Source organism: Pseudomonas sp. F01002 (assembly GCF_004402115.1).
In the GTDB taxonomy this organism is placed as follows: Bacteria; Pseudomonadota; Gammaproteobacteria; order Pseudomonadales; family Pseudomonadaceae; genus Aquipseudomonas; species Aquipseudomonas frigoris.
This window is the reverse complement of sequence record NZ_SOPU01000022.1, coordinates 26,270-41,117: the sequence shown is the minus strand read 5'-3', so window position 1 is coordinate 41,117 and position 14,848 is coordinate 26,270. Positions and strand designations below refer to the sequence as shown.

14 protein-coding genes and 3 pseudogenes are annotated in these 14,848 nt (G+C 59.2%); 10 read left to right on the top strand and 7 right to left on the bottom strand.

What is annotated here, in order from left to right; translation table 11 throughout:
- The first annotated feature begins 48 nt into the window (after positions 1-48).
- Together E3W21_RS18835 and cysB are read left to right on the top strand one after the other, a co-directional pair.
- Positions 49-552 (top strand): universal stress protein, encoded by a 504-nt coding sequence (locus E3W21_RS18835; protein WP_134421410.1) that lies wholly within the window; start codon positions 49-51, stop codon positions 550-552.
- 112 nt (positions 553-664) lie between these two features.
- Entirely contained in the window at positions 665-1,639 is a 975-nt protein-coding gene (gene cysB / locus E3W21_RS18830; RefSeq protein WP_008148549.1) for an HTH-type transcriptional regulator CysB, read from the top strand.
- A gap of 9 nt (positions 1,640-1,648) precedes the next feature.
- Here cysB and E3W21_RS18825 read toward each other — a convergent pair whose 3' ends face one another.
- Both E3W21_RS18825 and E3W21_RS18820 read right to left on the bottom strand, forming a co-directional pair.
- A complete protein-coding gene (locus E3W21_RS18825; RefSeq protein WP_129436979.1) occupies positions 1,649-2,131 on the bottom strand; it encodes a GreA/GreB family elongation factor in 483 nt (160 codons plus the stop codon).
- 14 nt (positions 2,132-2,145) lie between these two features.
- Entirely contained in the window at positions 2,146-2,553 is a 408-nt protein-coding gene (locus tag E3W21_RS18820; RefSeq protein ID WP_129436978.1) for a hypothetical protein, read from the bottom strand.
- A gap of 124 nt (positions 2,554-2,677) precedes the next feature.
- On the opposite strand from E3W21_RS18820, the gene earP reads away from it, so the two are divergent.
- Both earP and E3W21_RS18810 read left to right on the top strand, forming a co-directional pair.
- On the top strand, positions 2,678-3,820 hold the full coding sequence (earP, locus tag E3W21_RS18815; RefSeq protein WP_134421408.1) for an elongation factor P maturation arginine rhamnosyltransferase EarP: 1,143 nt from the start codon (positions 2,678-2,680) through the stop codon (positions 3,818-3,820).
- A gap of 48 nt (positions 3,821-3,868) precedes the next feature.
- A complete protein-coding gene (locus tag E3W21_RS18810; RefSeq protein WP_028619992.1) occupies positions 3,869-4,438 on the top strand; it encodes an elongation factor P in 570 nt (189 codons plus the stop codon).
- 167 nt (positions 4,439-4,605) lie between these two features.
- Here E3W21_RS18810 and E3W21_RS18805 read toward each other — a convergent pair.
- Both E3W21_RS18805 and E3W21_RS18800 read right to left on the bottom strand, forming a co-directional pair.
- Positions 4,606-5,250: pseudogene (locus E3W21_RS18805) on the bottom strand (alpha/beta hydrolase); the annotation flags it as partial.
- 196 nt (positions 5,251-5,446) lie between these two features.
- Positions 5,447-5,909, bottom strand: a pseudogene (locus E3W21_RS18800) (MarR family winged helix-turn-helix transcriptional regulator).
- On the opposite strand from E3W21_RS18800, the pseudogene E3W21_RS18795 reads away from it, so the two are divergent.
- Positions 5,895-6,269 (top strand): annotated as a pseudogene (locus E3W21_RS18795) (LysR family transcriptional regulator); the annotation flags it as partial. The pseudogenes E3W21_RS18800 and E3W21_RS18795 overlap by 15 nt on opposite strands.
- Positions 6,270-6,321: 52 nt before the next feature.
- Positions 6,322-7,071 carry a sulfite exporter TauE/SafE family protein gene (locus E3W21_RS18790; RefSeq protein ID WP_129436972.1) on the top strand — a complete coding sequence of 250 codons (750 nt, stop codon included), beginning with the start codon at positions 6,322-6,324 and terminating at the stop codon, positions 7,069-7,071.
- Here the strand turns inward: E3W21_RS18790 and E3W21_RS18785 are convergent.
- Complete coding sequence (locus E3W21_RS18785; protein ID WP_129436971.1) at positions 7,061-7,915, bottom strand: LysR substrate-binding domain-containing protein; 855 nt, start codon at positions 7,913-7,915, stop codon at positions 7,061-7,063. The two genes, E3W21_RS18790 and E3W21_RS18785, sit on opposite strands and share 11 nt — an antisense overlap.
- A gap of 95 nt (positions 7,916-8,010) precedes the next feature.
- On the opposite strand from E3W21_RS18785, the gene E3W21_RS18780 reads away from it, so the two are divergent.
- A complete protein-coding gene (locus E3W21_RS18780; protein WP_129436970.1) occupies positions 8,011-8,226 on the top strand; it encodes a DUF1127 domain-containing protein in 216 nt (71 codons plus the stop codon).
- A 64-nt stretch (positions 8,227-8,290) separates the two neighbouring features.
- On the top strand, positions 8,291-9,520 hold the full coding sequence (locus tag E3W21_RS18775; protein WP_134421407.1) for a winged helix-turn-helix domain-containing protein: 1,230 nt from the start codon (positions 8,291-8,293) through the stop codon (positions 9,518-9,520).
- 123 nt (positions 9,521-9,643) lie between these two features.
- Here E3W21_RS18775 and E3W21_RS18770 read toward each other — a convergent pair whose 3' ends face one another.
- A complete protein-coding gene (locus E3W21_RS18770) occupies positions 9,644-10,990 on the bottom strand; it encodes a class II 3-deoxy-7-phosphoheptulonate synthase (protein WP_129436968.1) in 1,347 nt (448 codons plus the stop codon).
- Between the two features lie 149 nt (positions 10,991-11,139).
- Between E3W21_RS18770 and E3W21_RS18765 the strand changes: the two genes are divergently transcribed.
- Positions 11,140-11,895, top strand: a complete 756-nt coding sequence (locus tag E3W21_RS18765) for a spermidine synthase (RefSeq protein ID WP_046053999.1) — start codon at positions 11,140-11,142, stop codon at positions 11,893-11,895.
- A gap of 106 nt (positions 11,896-12,001) precedes the next feature.
- Here E3W21_RS18765 and E3W21_RS18760 read toward each other — a convergent pair whose 3' ends face one another.
- Complete coding sequence (locus E3W21_RS18760; protein WP_134421406.1) at positions 12,002-12,793, bottom strand: crotonase/enoyl-CoA hydratase family protein; 792 nt, start codon at positions 12,791-12,793, stop codon at positions 12,002-12,004.
- Between the two features lie 422 nt (positions 12,794-13,215).
- On the opposite strand from E3W21_RS18760, the gene E3W21_RS18750 reads away from it, so the two are divergent.
- On the top strand, positions 13,216-14,848 hold a 1,633-nt coding region (locus E3W21_RS18750; RefSeq protein ID WP_134421462.1), incomplete at its 3' end, for a DEAD/DEAH box helicase.

Below are 14,848 nucleotides of genomic sequence, written 5' to 3'. Positions count from 1 at the left end.
CTGCTAAGCTGAATCAATCTCCGCCATGTTGGCACTCAAGGAGGTCATATGATTCATTCGATGCTGTACGCCACTGACCTCGGCCTGTACGCACCTTTGGTGATGCAGCATGCCTTGGCGCTGGCGCGAACATTCAATGCCGATCTCTACGTGGTGCACGCCGTTGAACCGATGGGGCTGTTTGCCGAGTCGGTGCTTCAGAGTTACCTCGATGAGCAGGCGCTGAATGAGTTTCACAGCCAAGGACTGAACACGGTGATTGCCAACATCGAGCAGCGGGTGCTCGACAGCTTTCGTGAAGAATTGGGGGATGAAGGGTCGCAGGACCTGGAACGGATCAAAGCAGTGCGGGTGCTTCAGGGCGATCCGTCGCAGGTGATTCTCGACCAGGCGCAGAAACTCTCCGTGGATTTGTTGATCGTAGGTAGTCATAGCCATGGTGCTGGCGCGGAAACGCCTTTGGGCCGCACTGCAGCGCGGGTGTTGCAACTGTCTCGGGTGCCGGTCTATCTGGTGCCACTGGTGGAACGTCGTCGCAAAGGGGATCGCTAGAGCACCAATAGTGGCAGTTTGATAAAAAGTTCTAGATTTATTCGTCAAACCATTAATATAGTTATATACCGTCGCTGATGCCCGTGGCGTCTACCTGCTTTGAGGGATTCATATGAAGCTTCAACAATTGCGCTACATCTGGGAAGTGGCGCACCACGACCTCAACGTTTCCGCTACAGCCCAAAGCCTTTACACGTCACAACCGGGCATCAGTAAGCAGATCCGTCTGCTGGAAGACGAATTGGGGGTTGAGGTTTTCGCTCGCAGCGGCAAGCACCTGACCCGCGTCACCCCGGCCGGCGAGCGAATTATCACCACCGCCGGCGAGATCCTGCGCAAGGTTGAAAGCATCAAGCAGATTGCCCAGGAGTTCTCCAACGAGAAGAAAGGCACCCTGTCGATCGCCACCACGCACACCCAAGCGCGTTATGCGTTGCCACCGGTGATCAGCAATTTCATCAAGCAATACCCGGACGTTGCCCTGCACATGCACCAGGGTTCGCCGATGCAGATCGCTGAAATGGCCGCTGACGGTACCGTGGATTTCGCCATCGCCACCGAAGCCCTGGAGCTGTTCGGTGATCTGGTGATGATGCCGTGCTATCGCTGGAACCGCTGCGTGGTCGTGCCACAGGGCCACCCGCTGACCAAGCTGTCGAAGTTGACCCTCGAAGCCCTGGCCGAATACCCGATCGTGACGTACGTGTTCGGTTTCACCGGCCGTTCGAAACTCGACGAAGCGTTCAGCCATCGCGGCCTGACACCGAAAGTGGTGTTCACCGCTGCCGACGCCGACGTGATCAAAACTTACGTTCGCCTGGGTCTGGGCGTGGGCATCGTGGCGAAAATGGCGGTCGATGCCAAACTCGATAGCGACCTGGTCATGCTTGATGCCAGTGACTTGTTCGAATCCAGCATTACTAAAATCGGTTTCCGTCGCGGCACGTTCCTGCGTGGCTTCATGTGCGACTTCATCGAGAAGTTCGCCCCGCACCTGACCCGCGAAGTCATGGCCAAGGCCATTCAGTGCCACAACAAGCAGGAACTGGAAGAGCTGTTCGACGGCGTCGAACTGCCGGTCCATTAATCTCCCTTTCTATACCACCTCGGTGACAGAAAACTGTTGCCGAGCTCCCGCCACGAGAATCTCCACCTCGTCCCCTTCGAACTTGCCCAGCAGACTCTTGCCCAGCGGTGAGCGAGGGGTGATGACGGTAATCCATTGCCCCACCACGTCGACCTTCAAACCCGCCGCGTCGGGGGCCAGAAACAGCCATTGCTCACGACCCTTTTCATCTTCCAGACCGAGCAGGGCACCGACTTCGATGCCGCGCTGATCGTCGTAAGGTCGCAGCGTCAGGTTCTGGCAAAGCGTCAGTGACTGCCTGATTTCCTCCACCCGTTTGGCTTGCCCGGCTGCCAGATAAGACGCCTCCAGCCCTAGCGTGTCGTACTTGTTCTCGGCGATGTTTTCTTCGTGGGTGGCGGTTTCGTAAGCGGTTTGTGCGGCACGCTCGGCGATGTCGAGGTCGATCCGCAGCTTGTCGAGAATCAGTTGGTGGACGGTCGGCTTGTGCATAGAGAGCTTCTTGATCAATCGCAGAATTGCTGGACGTTGGCGCGGCTTTTTTCGCTCGGTGCAGTCTGGTCCTGTTGCAACCAGAACTGGCATTTGGGGTTCGATAAATTGCGGTTGTTGCTGCGGGCCTGATCAAGCCTTTGCTGCTGCTCGTTCTTGCGCAGGTTCTCTTCGTACTGTTCGAACAACGGGCTCTGAGCCGGAATGTCCGGCACCGGTTGCACCACCGGTGGTTTGGCCAGTTGCTGCACGGCCTCTGCCACGGGAGCCAGATGCTCGCTGAACAACAGTCGGGAGGCAAGCCAGCACGTCAGCGCGATCGCGATAAACCCCAGCCACACACCCAGGGCAATGCTGCCGGTCAGTTGCAAGGCGTTGAGCTGGATCGACAACGGGCGGCGCGGGTTGGGACGGTAGGGCATGGCTGCCTCCTGGCGGGTGGTCGCGGGCGAGTGGCGATTGTCGCATGAAGATTAATCGCCGTCGGCTCTTCTGCACGGGGTAATTTATGAGGACAATCGGCGCTTTTGCCAACGGGAGCCTGGAATGCCTGAAATGAAAGCCCGCTGGGATATTTTCTGCGCGGTGGTCGACAACTTTGGGGACATCGGCGTGACCTGGCGTCTGGCCCGACAACTGGTGGCCGAACATTCGGTGGCGGTGCGTTTGTGGGTCGATGATCTGCGGGCCTTCGAGCGCTTGTGCCCGGACATTGACATCAACGCCTCACAGCAATGGCAGCAGGGCGTCGAAGTGCGTCAGTGGACGGCCGACTGGCAGCCCACTGAAGCCGCTGATGTGGTGATTGCCGCGTTCGCCTGCCAATTGCCGAGTGCTTACATGGAGGCCATGGCCGAGCGGGAAAAACCGCCGCTGTGGATGAATCTCGACTATCTGAGTGCCGAGGACTGGATCGTCGGCTGCCACGGTTTGCCGTCGGTGAAGTACAAGAACGTACAAAAAATCTTTTTCTTCCCAGGGTTTCAGAAGGGCACGGGTGGCTTGCTGCGTGAAAGCGGATTGCTCGAGCGTCGTCAGCAGTTTCAGCAAAACCCCGAGGCTCAGCGAGAATTCCTGCAAGGTTTGGGGATTGATCGCGCGCAAGGTGCGCAGTTGATCTCGCTGTTTGCCTACGAAAATAATGGGCTGGCCAGCTGGCTCGATGCAATGGCTGCCGACTCTACGCCCACTTATCTGCTGGTGCCCGAAGGTCGGATTCTTGGGGATGTCGAACGTTGGCTCGGTGTGGACGGTCTGGTGGCCGGCGCAGTGCATGTGCGCGGTGAATTGACCGTGCAAGTGCTGCCGTTCGTCCGACAGGATCAATACGATCACCTGCTCTGGTGCTGCGATTTCAATGCCGTGCGCGGTGAAGATTCCTTTGTCCGCGCCCAATGGGCGGGCCGGCCGCTGCTCTGGCACATCTATCAGCAGGACGAAGACATCCACCTGGACAAGCTCGACGCCTTCCTCGCTCTGTACACCAATGGCCTGTCCGAGCCTGCCCGCGAGGCGATCAGCGGTCTTTGGCGGGCGTGGAATGCGGGTGACAATATGACCGGGCACTGGCAATCGACCCGAAAACACTGGCCAGAACTGCAAAAACACGCCGAAGCGTGGTGTCTGGAACAGGCTTTGCAGGCAGATCTTGCCGCAGCGCTGGTACAGTTTTATGTAAATTGGATATGATACGCGGCCTAGATTTTTGTAAATCCCATCCAAATTCGGATATTCGCAATGAAAACTGGTAAAGAACTGAAACCCGGTACCGTGATCCGTCTCGAAAACGATCCTTGGCTGGTTCAGAAAGCTGAATTCACCAAGTCTGGTCGTAACAGCGCGATCATGAAGACCAAGCTGAAAAACCTGCTGACCGGTTACAAGACCGAGATCGTTTACAGCGCCGACGACAAGCTGGACGACGTAATCCTCGACCGCAAAGAAGCGACCCTGTCCTTCATCAGCGGCGACACCTACACGTTCATGGACACCACCGACTACACCATGTACGAGCTGAACGCTGAAGACATCGAAGCCGTTCTGCCTTTCGTTGAAGAAGGCATGACCGATGTTTGCGAAGCGATCTTCTTCGAAGAGCGTCTGGTTTCCGTAGAACTGCCGACCACCATCGTGCGCGTAGTTGACTACACCGAAGGTTCGGCTCGCGGCGACACTTCCGGCAAGGTGATGAAGCCTGCCAAGCTGAGCAACGGTACTGAGCTGCAAGTTGCTGACTTCATCGAAATCGGTGACAAGATCGAGATCGATACCCGCGAAGGCGGATCCTACAAAGGCCGTGCTAAATAAGCACTGCTTCAGGTACAAAAAAGCCCGACCATTGAGTCGGGCTTTTTTGTGGCCGATATGAAGATCAAAAGATCGCAGCCTCGTTTCACTCGACAGCTCCTACAGGAGATACGCGATCCCAATGTAGGAGCTGTCGAGTGAAACGAGGCTGCGATCTTTCGCTTTATCTATTTCAAATGTTGCTTCAGTTCTTCAGAGGCTTGCAAGAGCGCCGAACGCACCGCTGGCACCTGGCTCACCACGTTGAGCAACCCGTAGTCGTGGATCAAGCCGTTGTAGCGAACCGACGTGACCGGCACGCCAGCCTCATCCAGTTTTCGGGCATAGGCTTCACCTTCATCGCGCAACACGTCGGCGCCGGCTGTCTGCACCAGGGCAGGTGGCAGGCCCTTGAGTTGCGCGGTGGTCGCCCGCAGCGGCGAGGCGTAGATCTCGTTACGCTGTTTGGCATCGGGGGTGTAGTTGTCCCAGAACCACTTCATCATGTTTTTGGTGAGGAAGTGCCCCTCGGCAAACTGGTTGTAGGACGCCGTCTCGAAGCTGGCGTCGGTCACCGGCCACAGCAGCACCTGGAACTTGATCGCCGGCGTGCCCTTGACTTTGGCCATCAGCGCAACCACTGCCGCCATGTTGCCGCCAACGCTGTTGCCGGCCACGGCCAGGCGTTTGCCGTCGACGTTGATCTCTTTACCGTGCTCGGCCACCCATTTGGTTGCGGCGTAAACCTGATTGATCGCCACCGAGTAATGCGCTTCCGGTGACGGGGTGTAATTGACGAACACCGCCGCCGCCCCCGAACCGCAAGATAAATTTTAAAAAAAGTTTGGCAATGGTCGGAAAGTGCAGGAGCGATTGCTGCAAAGACTGTTGAGTTAGAGCTGTTTAGGCAGAATTTTTTGACAGTGATTTTTTTCGAGGAAGGGGAAGGCGAACCGTATTCGTGAGAGCGCTGCAAAAAAAATGTGGGAGCAGGCCTGCTCCCACAGGGGATTTGTGATGGTTTGGAGATTAGAGACTGTCCTGCAGATTACTGCGCAGCGCTTGCAGCTCCGTTAGTAGTTTCTGCAGTCTCTCCAGCGTCATCCCGCTGGCGCCGAGGATGCGCTGGGGAATACCGCGCGCCTGCTCCCGCAATGCACGACCCTGTTCGGTGAGTTCGACAATCACCACGCGCTCGTCTTCACGGCTACGGGTGCGGCTGAGTAAACCTTCGACTTCCAGGCGTTTAAGCAGCGGCGTCAGTGAGCCAGGATCGGTCAGCAGTTGTGCGCTGATTTCGCCTACGGTCAAACCATCCTTTTGCCACAACACCATCATCGCCAGGTATTGCGGATAAGTCAGGCCCAGCGCTTGCAAGAGCGGCTTAATAGACCTTGGTCATCAGCAGCGACGTGGAATGCAGGGCGAAGCAGATCTGATTGTCCAGCAGCAGCTCTTCGCAGGTATCCGGGGTGTCATTCGCAGCACCCACGCAGTGCGCGCTACCCCGGCGGGTTTGGCATTTGCCGAGCGCGCGCGACGGATCGTTGCTGAACTGCGGCTGGCTCGGGCTGAGGCGGTATCCTTGAGCAGCGCACCGGAAGGCTTGATTCGGATCGATGCACCGGCAGCATTTGGACGGCGACATCTGGCGCCGGTGATTGCCGACTTTCTGATGCTCTACCCCGGCCTCGATGTGCAGTTGCACCTAATCGACAGTTTTGTCGACATGCAGGGTTTGAATCTGGGCAAGGTCGATCTGGTGCTGCGCGCCGGGCAAATGGCCGATACCCGGCTGGTGGCCACGCCGCCGAAGTTGGCACAGCCATTGTGCGTTGCTATGCGTTTCCCCGCCAGCGTCGACTGCGTAGGATGAACAGCCTGACGTGAAGGGAAAATAGCCTGTGATTGAGTTTTTGATGTACCTGGCGTTTGGCGCCGCCCTGGGCACCCTCGGTGGGTTATTCGGCATTGGCGGTGGTTTGATTGCGATCCCGTTACTGGGTGTGTTGTTCGGCCTCGATCAGCAGATTGCCCAAGGCACGGCGCTGGTCATGGTGGTGCCCAACGTGATGCTGGCGCTGTGGCGTTATCACCAGCGCAACCGGATTGAATTGCGCCACGCGCTGCCATTGGCTTCGATGGGGTTCTGTTTTGCCTGGATCGGTTCGATCTGGGCGGTGGGCATTGATGCGCAAACCATGCGGCTCGGATTTGTTGCGTTCCTGATTGCCCTGTCGGCCTACAACCTGGTGCGAATGTTCGCCGCCAACGCGCCGGCGTCTGCGCAGATGAATTATTCATGGCCATGGCTGGGCGTACTCGGCGCCGCCTCCGGCACCATGGGCGGGTTGTTTGGCGTGGGCGGGGCGGTGGTGGCAACGCCGGTGCTGACCAGTCTGTTCGGCACCAGTCAGGTGGTTGCGCAGGGTTTGTCGCTGGCGCTGGCATTGCCGAGCACGGGCGTTACGCTGGTGACTTACGCGGTGCACCATCAGGTGGACTGGATGATCGGCCTGCCCTTGGCAGTGGGTGGTCTGCTGAGCATCAGCTGGGGCGTGAGGATCGCCCACGCGCTGCCGGAGCGACTGCTGCGCGGGTTGTTCTGTGGTTTCCTGGTGCTCTGCGCGGTGATGCTCGCCCTTAAAGTTTGAAGCCTTCGACGATGTGTTCGGCCAGGCACTCAGTGATCGGCGACGGGTTGTGCAGGTTGCGCACCAGCATGATGCTGGCCTCGGGCAGAATCGGCAGGTCTTCGGCTTCACCGAGAATGCGCATGTCCGGGGTGACAAGGCTTTCCAGCTGCGCGGTCACCGCCAGGCCTGCACTGACCACCGCCATGATTGCCGACAGGCTGTCGCTGTTGTACGCCACGCGATAATCGCGACCCATGGCATCGAGCGCATTGCAGGCCCACAGCCTGCAGAAGCAATCACTGTTGAACATCGCCAGCGGCAGCGGCGTTTGCTCATGGGCGCTGAAACATTGCGCCTCGGCCCAGACAAAACGCTCCTTGCGCAGCAACTGGCCGATTTCGTTGCCCGGTTCGCGGGTGACGATGGTCAAGTCCAGGTCCTGGCGCAGCAGCAATTGTTTTGATGATTCGCAGTGCACCTCGATCTGGATCAGCGGATACGTTTGGGCAAATCGCCGCAGAATCCCCGGCAAAAACCGCATCACGTAATCGTCCGGCGTACCAATGCGCACCATGCCAACCATGTGCGGCTCGCGCAACGTATTGAACACCTCGCTGTGCAGCTTGAGGATGCGCCGGGCATAGCCGAGCAACACCTGACCCTCAGCCGTCAACCGCACCTGCCGTCCGTCGCGCTGGAATAATTGACGCTGCAACACATCCTCTTCAAGCCGCTTCATCTGCATGCTCACGGCGGACTGAGTGCGGTTGACCAACTCGCCGGCGCGGGTAAAACCGCCCTGGTCGGCAATGGCGACAAAGGTGCGCAGCACTTCGGTATCGATACTGGGGTAGGCAGACATTCATCAATCTCCGAGATGTGTTACATCAGAAACATTCGTTGGATTGATCTTAGCCCCAGCGCGACACTTGAGCCATCCAAACGGAGGGCAACAAGATGAAAGGTCAACATGAACATCCAGCCGTAGAAAAACACTCGATCCACCTGGTATCCGATTTGCTGCACAAATTCAGCCGCTGGTACGAACTTCACCGGGAGCGCGAGCTGCTGGCGAGTCTGAGCGACGAAGCGCTGAAGGACATTGGCATGAGTCGTGCGGATGTAGAGTTCGAGTCGGTCAAACCGTTCTGGAATGACCCGATGCACAAATGAGTCATGCACAACTACACAAACCGTCTCCCGGTGAGGTAGGTTGCGAGCAGACAAGGAGATGCTCATGCCCGCAACACTGTCCTTTTCCCTCAAACAGGCTCGGCGTTTGGCGCTGGCCGCCCAAGGGTTCAACGGGCGCCAGCCGCCAGCGGCGATCAAACCGGTTCAGCTCAATCGTCTGATCGAGCGGCTGGGCATTCTGCAGATCGATTCGGTCAATGCGTTGGTGCGTTCGCACTACCTTCCCCTGTTTTCCCGCCTCGGCAATTACTCATCCGACTTGCTCGACCAGGCTGCCTGGAGTTCGGGCCGGCGGCGCACGCTTTTCGAATATTGGGGGCATGAAGCCTCGTTGCTGCCCTTGTCGATGTACCCGTTGATGCGCTGGCGCATGCTACGCGCGACCCGCGGCGAAGATATCTATCAGCAACTGGCACGTTTCGGTCGGGAGCAGCAGGACACGATTCGCCGGGTGCTGGCCTCGGTTCAGGAACTGGGCGCGCTGGGTGCCGGAAGCCTGTCGACCCGTCAGGAACGGGCAGGGCCCTGGTGGGACTGGAGTGCGGAAAAGCATGCGCTGGAATGGTTGTTCGCCGCTGGTGAAGTGACCGTGGCCGGGCGGCGCGGGTTCGAGCGGCTTTATGATCTGCCGGAGCGGGTGATTCCTACGGCGATTCTTGCGCAGCCGCTGCTGTGTGAGGCCGAGGCCCAGCGCGGCCTGTTGCTGCATGCCGCGACAGCGTTGGGCGTCGGAACAGAAAAAGACCTGCGGGATTACTTTCGCCTGAGTCCCGGTGATGCCCGTCCGCGCTTGGCGGAACTGGTGGAGGCGGGTGAGTTGCTGGCGTGCGAAGTCCAGGGCTGGCGGCAACCGGCCTATTGTCTGCCTGAGCCGAAAGTGCCGCGCAAGGTCGAGGCCAGCGCCTTGCTTTCACCCTTCGACTCACTGATCTGGGAACGCAGTCGCACCGAGCGCCTGTTCGATTTTCGCTATCGGCTGGAGATTTATACGCCGCAGGACAAGCGGGTCTACGGCTATTACGTGTTGCCGTTTTTGCACAATGAGCGGATTGCCGCACGGGTGGATCTGCGCGCCGAGCGGGCGTCGGGCAGGCTGGCGGTGCACGCTGTGCATGAGGAAGAGCCGGGGCTGGATGACGAGGGGATGCTGGCGTTGGCGGTTAATCTGCGGCGGATGGCGGATTGGCTGGGGCTTGAGCGGGTTCAGTTGAATTGCCCGCGGGCGAGTGCGGCGCGGTTGCGGGTGGCATTGGCTCAGATTGATAGTGACTGAGCTGGCGCCTTCGCGAGCAAGCCCGCTCCCACATTAGACCGCGTCCGTTTGGACAACTCGGTCAACTGTGGGAGCGGGCTTGCTCGCGAAGGCGGTCTATCAGGCAATGAGTGGCTTACTGACTCAGCGCCGAACCTGCTTCAACGTCTCGGCAATAAGAAACGCCAACTCCAGCGACTGATCGGCATTCATCCGCGGATCGCAATGGGTGTGATACCGGTCCGACAACCCGTCTTCGGTAATCGGCCGCGCACCACCTATGCACTCCGTGACATTCTGCCCGGTCATCTCGATGTGGATGCCGCCGGCATACGTGCCTTCCGCTTCGTGAACCTGGAAGAACTGCTTCACTTCGCCAAGGATCTGCGCAAAGTCGCGGGTCTTGTAGCCGCTGCTGGCCTTGATGGTGTTGCCGTGCATCGGGTCGCAACTCCACAGCACTTGCTTGCCTTCGCGCTGCACCGCGCGGATCAACGCCGGCAAATGATCGCCGACCTTGTTCGCACCCATCCGCGCAATCAGGTTCAGACGGCCCGGATCGTTGTCCGGGTTGAGCACGTCGATCAGGCGAATCAGGTCTTCAGGGTTCATGCTTGGGCCGACTTTGACCCCGATCGGGTTGTTCACGCCGCGCAGGAATTCGACGTGAGCGCCGTCGAGCTGACGGGTGCGGTCGCCGATCCACAGCATGTGCGCCGAGCAATCGTAGTAATCGTTGGTCAGGCTGTCGCGACGCACGAAGGCTTCTTCGTAGTTCAGCAGCAGGGCTTCGTGGGCGGTGAAGAAACTCGTTTCGCGCAGTTGCGGCGAGCTGTCCATGCCGCAGGCGCGCATGAACGCCAGGGTTTCATCGATGCGATCGGCCAGGTGGCTGTACTTCTCGGCCAGCGCCGAGTTAGCGATGAAGTCCAGGTTCCACTTGTGCACCTGATGCAGGTCGGCAAAACCGCCCTGGGCGAAGGCGCGCAACAGGTTCAGGGTTGCGGTGGACTGGTGGTAGGACTGGAGCAAGCGTTCCGGGTCCGGCACGCGGCTTTTTTCGTCGAAACCGATGCCATTGACGATGTCGCCACGGTAGGCCGGCAGGGTCACGCCGTCGATGGTTTCGTCGTTGGCCGAACGCGGTTTGGCGAACTGCCCGGCCATGCGCCCGACCTTGACCACCGGGCAACCGGCGGCGAAGGTCATGACGATCGCCATTTGCAGCAGCACCTTAAAGGTGTCGCGGATTTTCGCGGCGGAGAACTCGGCGAAGCTTTCAGCACAGTCGCCGCCCTGCAGCAGAAACGCGCGGCCCTGGGTCACCTCGGCAAACTGACGGCGCAACTCCCGGGCTTCACCGGCAAACACCAGCGGCGGATAACTGGCCAGCGTTTGCTCGACGTGCAGCAAATGCGCTGCGTCGGGGTAGTGGGGTTGTTGCTGGATCGGCAGGGCGCGCCAGCTGTCAGGGCTCCAGGGTTGGCTCATCACGGTCTCTAGTGTTTTACGCTCGGACTGTCATGTTATCAGCAATTAGTGCGTGACCTGTTCCCGTCGCTTCGCGGACAATCGCGCTTTTGCCGCGCCACTCCGCGGTTTTAGTACGTTGCCGGGCACGGCGACGATCAGGAGACGAAATGACTGAGGAGCGCGTCGAGCATCTGCTCGCCGAGGTACAGGATGAGTTCGGCGTGATTCGCGTGCTGGAAGTGGCCGATTACCGTTTTCTCGAGTTCGGTGATGCCATCGAACAGAGCTGCGTGTTCACGGCTGACCCGAGCTGGCTCGAATACGATTACACCCGGGCGATGCTGATTGGCGCGTTGTGCCACGAGCAGCCGGAAAGCGCGCTGTTCCTCGGTCTCGGAGCCGGCACCCTGACCCAGGCCTGCCTCAAGTTCCTGCCGCTGGAAGACGTCGAAGCCATCGAACTGCGCCCCGACGTACCGCGCCTGGCCATTGAATACCTTGGGCTGGATGATGATCCGCGGCTGTATATCCGGGTGGGCGATGCGCTGGAACTGCTCGATACCGCTGAACCGGCGGATCTGATTTTCGTCGACCTCTATACCGATGTCGGGCCGGGTGTCGGGCATCTGGCGTGGAATTTCCTGGAAAACTGTCAAAAACGCCTGAACCCGGGTGGCTGGCTGGTGATCAATCAGTGGGCTACCGATGACGGCAAACCGTTGGGCGCCGCCTTGTTGCGCGGGCTCTATCACCGGCATTACTGGGAACTGCCGGTGAAGGAGGGCAACGTGATTCTGATCGTGCCTTCGGAGCTGGATCAGGAACTGGACATGGACGGCTTGATCGCCCGCGCTGAAGGGCTGGCGCCGCGTTTGGGGTATTCGTTGCAGTCGTTGATCAAGGCGATTCGCCCCGCGACCTAAGTTGTCGTCTGCAATGACCCCATCGCGAGCAAGCTCCCACATTGGAATGCATTCCCCTGTGGGAGCGAGCTTGCTCGCGATGGCGTTCTATCTGCCAATACAAATCTCAAACCCCTTTGAAGACGCCAGGTCGCTTTTCGATCATCGACCGAACGCCTTCCTTGGCATCCTCACTCGCCAGCAACTTCCTCACCAGCGGTGGCAATCCCTGCGCCGCCGCTGTTTCCCCTTCATAACGCGCCTGCCTTGCAGACATCAGCGTCGCCTGAACCCCAAGCGGCGCCTGCCGGGCAATCCGCTCAGCCAACTCAATCGCCCGTGGCAGCAGATCCTCACTGGCCATGACTTCCTGCACCAACCCCAGGTGCAACGCGTCATGGGCATCGAACTCATCGCCGGTCAGCAGCCAGCGCATGGCGTTGCCCCAGCCAGCGACCTGATGCAGGCGCAACGTGGCGCCGCCGAACGGGAAGATCCCGCGTTGCACTTCTTTCTGGGCGAAGCGGGTGTTGCTGGCGCACAGGTTGATATCGGCGGCCAGCATCAATTCGATACCGATGGTCAGGCAGTAGCCTTGCGCGGCGACAATCACCGGTTTGCTGACTCTGGGCCCGGCGAAAACGCCCCACGGATCACAGCCGCCGGGCGGTGCCTGCCAGCCTTCGGCGAGGGACGCGCTGGCACTGACCAGATCCAGCCCTGCGGTGAAATGCTCTCCATGGCCAAACACCACCGCCACCCGCGCCTCGCTGTCGGCCTCGAACTCGCCATAGGCCAGGCTCAGTTCGTTGAGCAGGTCGAGATCGAAAGCGTTGCGTTTGGCCACCCGATCCAGGCCGATCATCAGGACATGACCGTGCCGTTCACGGCTCACACGACTGGAGCAGGGCTGATTCATGGTGCATTTCCTCGGGCGGGGAAGGGTGTGTCAGACGGCAGGTCTGCGTCACAAGGGTGAACCGTTTTAGCGCGATCGTCAGCAGGGCTGGGCCTTGGAAAAATAGACCGTTGCCCGATTATCCGCAAAGCGTGTGACAGAACGCTGTACACGGCAGTTTTCCGACAAATAAAGCTCCCTTTTTGAGCGAATTCCGGTATAGTGCGCGCCGGCCTTTAACAGGGCCGCGTTTAGGTAGCGCAATTCCCCGAAGTCAGCTTCGGCTGCACATCCGCACAGCGGACTCTCCCTTGACGAATCTTTTTCATTCATTCGTTTTCGCAAATCCCCGCCGACAAAGCAGCCAGGGCGACTCTTGAGTCTTACACGGCATGCGCAGCTTTGGAGCATGGGTCTTTGCGGATGCACTTAGAGGCAGACCCATGACCCAGGAAACCGGCGGCTTCGCCGCTTTTAATCTTAATCCGAATATCCTTGCAGCCGTCATTGCGACTGGCTACGAAGAACCTTCGGCTATTCAGCATCAATCGATCCCGATCATCATGGCCGGTCACGACATGATTGGTCAGGCGCAAACCGGTACGGGTAAAACCGCCGCGTTCGCCCTGCCGATCCTGCATCGCATCGATCCTGCTAAGCGCGAGCCGCAAGCCCTGATCCTGGCGCCAACCCGTGAGTTGGCGCTGCAAGTAGCAACCGCTTTCGAAACCTACGCCAAGCAAATGCCGGGCGTTACCGTTGTGGCCGTTTACGGCGGCGCCCCTATGGGTCCACAACTGAAAGCAATCCGTAATGGCGCACAGATCGTTGTCGCCACTCCGGGCCGTCTGTGCGACCACCTGCGTCGCGACGAAAAAGTTCTGTCGACCGTGAACCACCTGGTTCTCGACGAAGCGGACGAAATGCTCAAACTGGGTTTCATGGACGACCTCGAAGTTATCTTCAAGGCCTTGCCTCCAACCCGTCAGACCGTATTGTTCTCGGCCACCTTGCCGCAGTCGATCCGTGCCATTGCCGAACGCCATCTGCGCGATCCGCAACACGTGAAGATCCAGACCAAGACTCAGACCGTTACCGCGATCGAACAGGCTCACCTGTTGGTTCACGCTGACCAGAAGACCTCGGCTGTATTGAGCCTGCTGGAAGTTGAAGACTTCGATGCCCTGATCATGTTCGTGCGTACCAAGCAAGCGACCCTGGACCTGGCCAGTGCCCTGGAAGCCAAAGGCTACAAAGCCGCTGCGCTGAACGGTGACATTGCTCAGAACCAGCGTGAGCGCGTGATCGAATCCCTCAAGGATGGCCGTCTGGACATCGTTGTGGCGACCGACGTTGCTGCTCGTGGTCTGGACGTTCCGCGTATCACTCACGTGTTCAACGTTGATATGCCGTACGACCCGGAATCCTACGTTCACCGTATCGGCCGTACCGGCCGTGCCGGTCGCGAAGGTCGTGCACTGCTGCTGGTGACTCCGCGTGAGCGCCGCATGCTGCAAGTGATCGAGCGTGTAACCGGTCAGAAAGTTGCCGAAGTTCGCCTGCCGGACGCTCAGGCTGTTCTCGATGCCCGCATCAAGAAACTGACCAACAGCCTGTCGCCGCTGGTGGCTGATGCCGAATCGACCCACGGTGATCTGCTGGATCGCCTGACTGCCGACATCGGTTGCACCCCGCGTGCACTGGCCGCTGCTCTGCTGCGCAAGGCTACCAATGCTCAAGCGTTGACCCTGGCTGCAATCGAGAAAGAACGTCCACTGGTGCCGAACAATGCACCGCGTGGCGATCGTCCAGAGCGTACCGGTGATCGTCCGGACCGTGGTGATCGTGAGCGTCGTGCTCCGGTTCCATTGGCCGAAGGTCGTGCCCGTTGCCGTACCGCGCTTGGTGCGCGTGACGGTATCGCTGCCAAGAACCTGCTGGGCGCTATCCTCAATGAGGGTGGTCTGGCTCGCGAAGCAATCGGTCGCATCCAGGTGCGTGACAGCTTCAGCCTCGTTGAGCTGCCGGAAGATGGTCTGGAGCGTCTGCTGACCAAGCTGAAGGACACTCGCGTTG

Coding starts and splice junctions, on each gene's coding strand:
- E3W21_RS18835 (WP_134421410.1), top strand. CDS start 49: ATGATTCATTCGATGCTGTACGCCACTGACCTCGGCCTGTACGCACCT.
- cysB (WP_008148549.1), top strand. CDS start 665: ATGAAGCTTCAACAATTGCGCTACATCTGGGAAGTGGCGCACCACGAC.
- E3W21_RS18825 (WP_129436979.1), bottom strand. CDS start 2,131: ATGCACAAGCCGACCGTCCACCAACTGATTCTCGACAAGCTGCGGATC.
- E3W21_RS18820 (WP_129436978.1), bottom strand. CDS start 2,553: ATGCCCTACCGTCCCAACCCGCGCCGCCCGTTGTCGATCCAGCTCAAC.
- earP (WP_134421408.1), top strand. CDS start 2,678: ATGCCTGAAATGAAAGCCCGCTGGGATATTTTCTGCGCGGTGGTCGAC.
- E3W21_RS18810 (WP_028619992.1), top strand. CDS start 3,869: ATGAAAACTGGTAAAGAACTGAAACCCGGTACCGTGATCCGTCTCGAA.
- E3W21_RS18785 (WP_129436971.1), bottom strand. CDS start 7,915: ATGTCTGCCTACCCCAGTATCGATACCGAAGTGCTGCGCACCTTTGTC.
- E3W21_RS18780 (WP_129436970.1), top strand. CDS start 8,011: ATGAAAGGTCAACATGAACATCCAGCCGTAGAAAAACACTCGATCCAC.
- E3W21_RS18775 (WP_134421407.1), top strand. CDS start 8,291: ATGCCCGCAACACTGTCCTTTTCCCTCAAACAGGCTCGGCGTTTGGCG.
- E3W21_RS18770 (WP_129436968.1), bottom strand. CDS start 10,990: ATGAGCCAACCCTGGAGCCCTGACAGCTGGCGCGCCCTGCCGATCCAG.
- E3W21_RS18765 (WP_046053999.1), top strand. CDS start 11,140: ATGACTGAGGAGCGCGTCGAGCATCTGCTCGCCGAGGTACAGGATGAG.
- E3W21_RS18760 (WP_134421406.1), bottom strand. CDS start 12,793: ATGAATCAGCCCTGCTCCAGTCGTGTGAGCCGTGAACGGCACGGTCAT.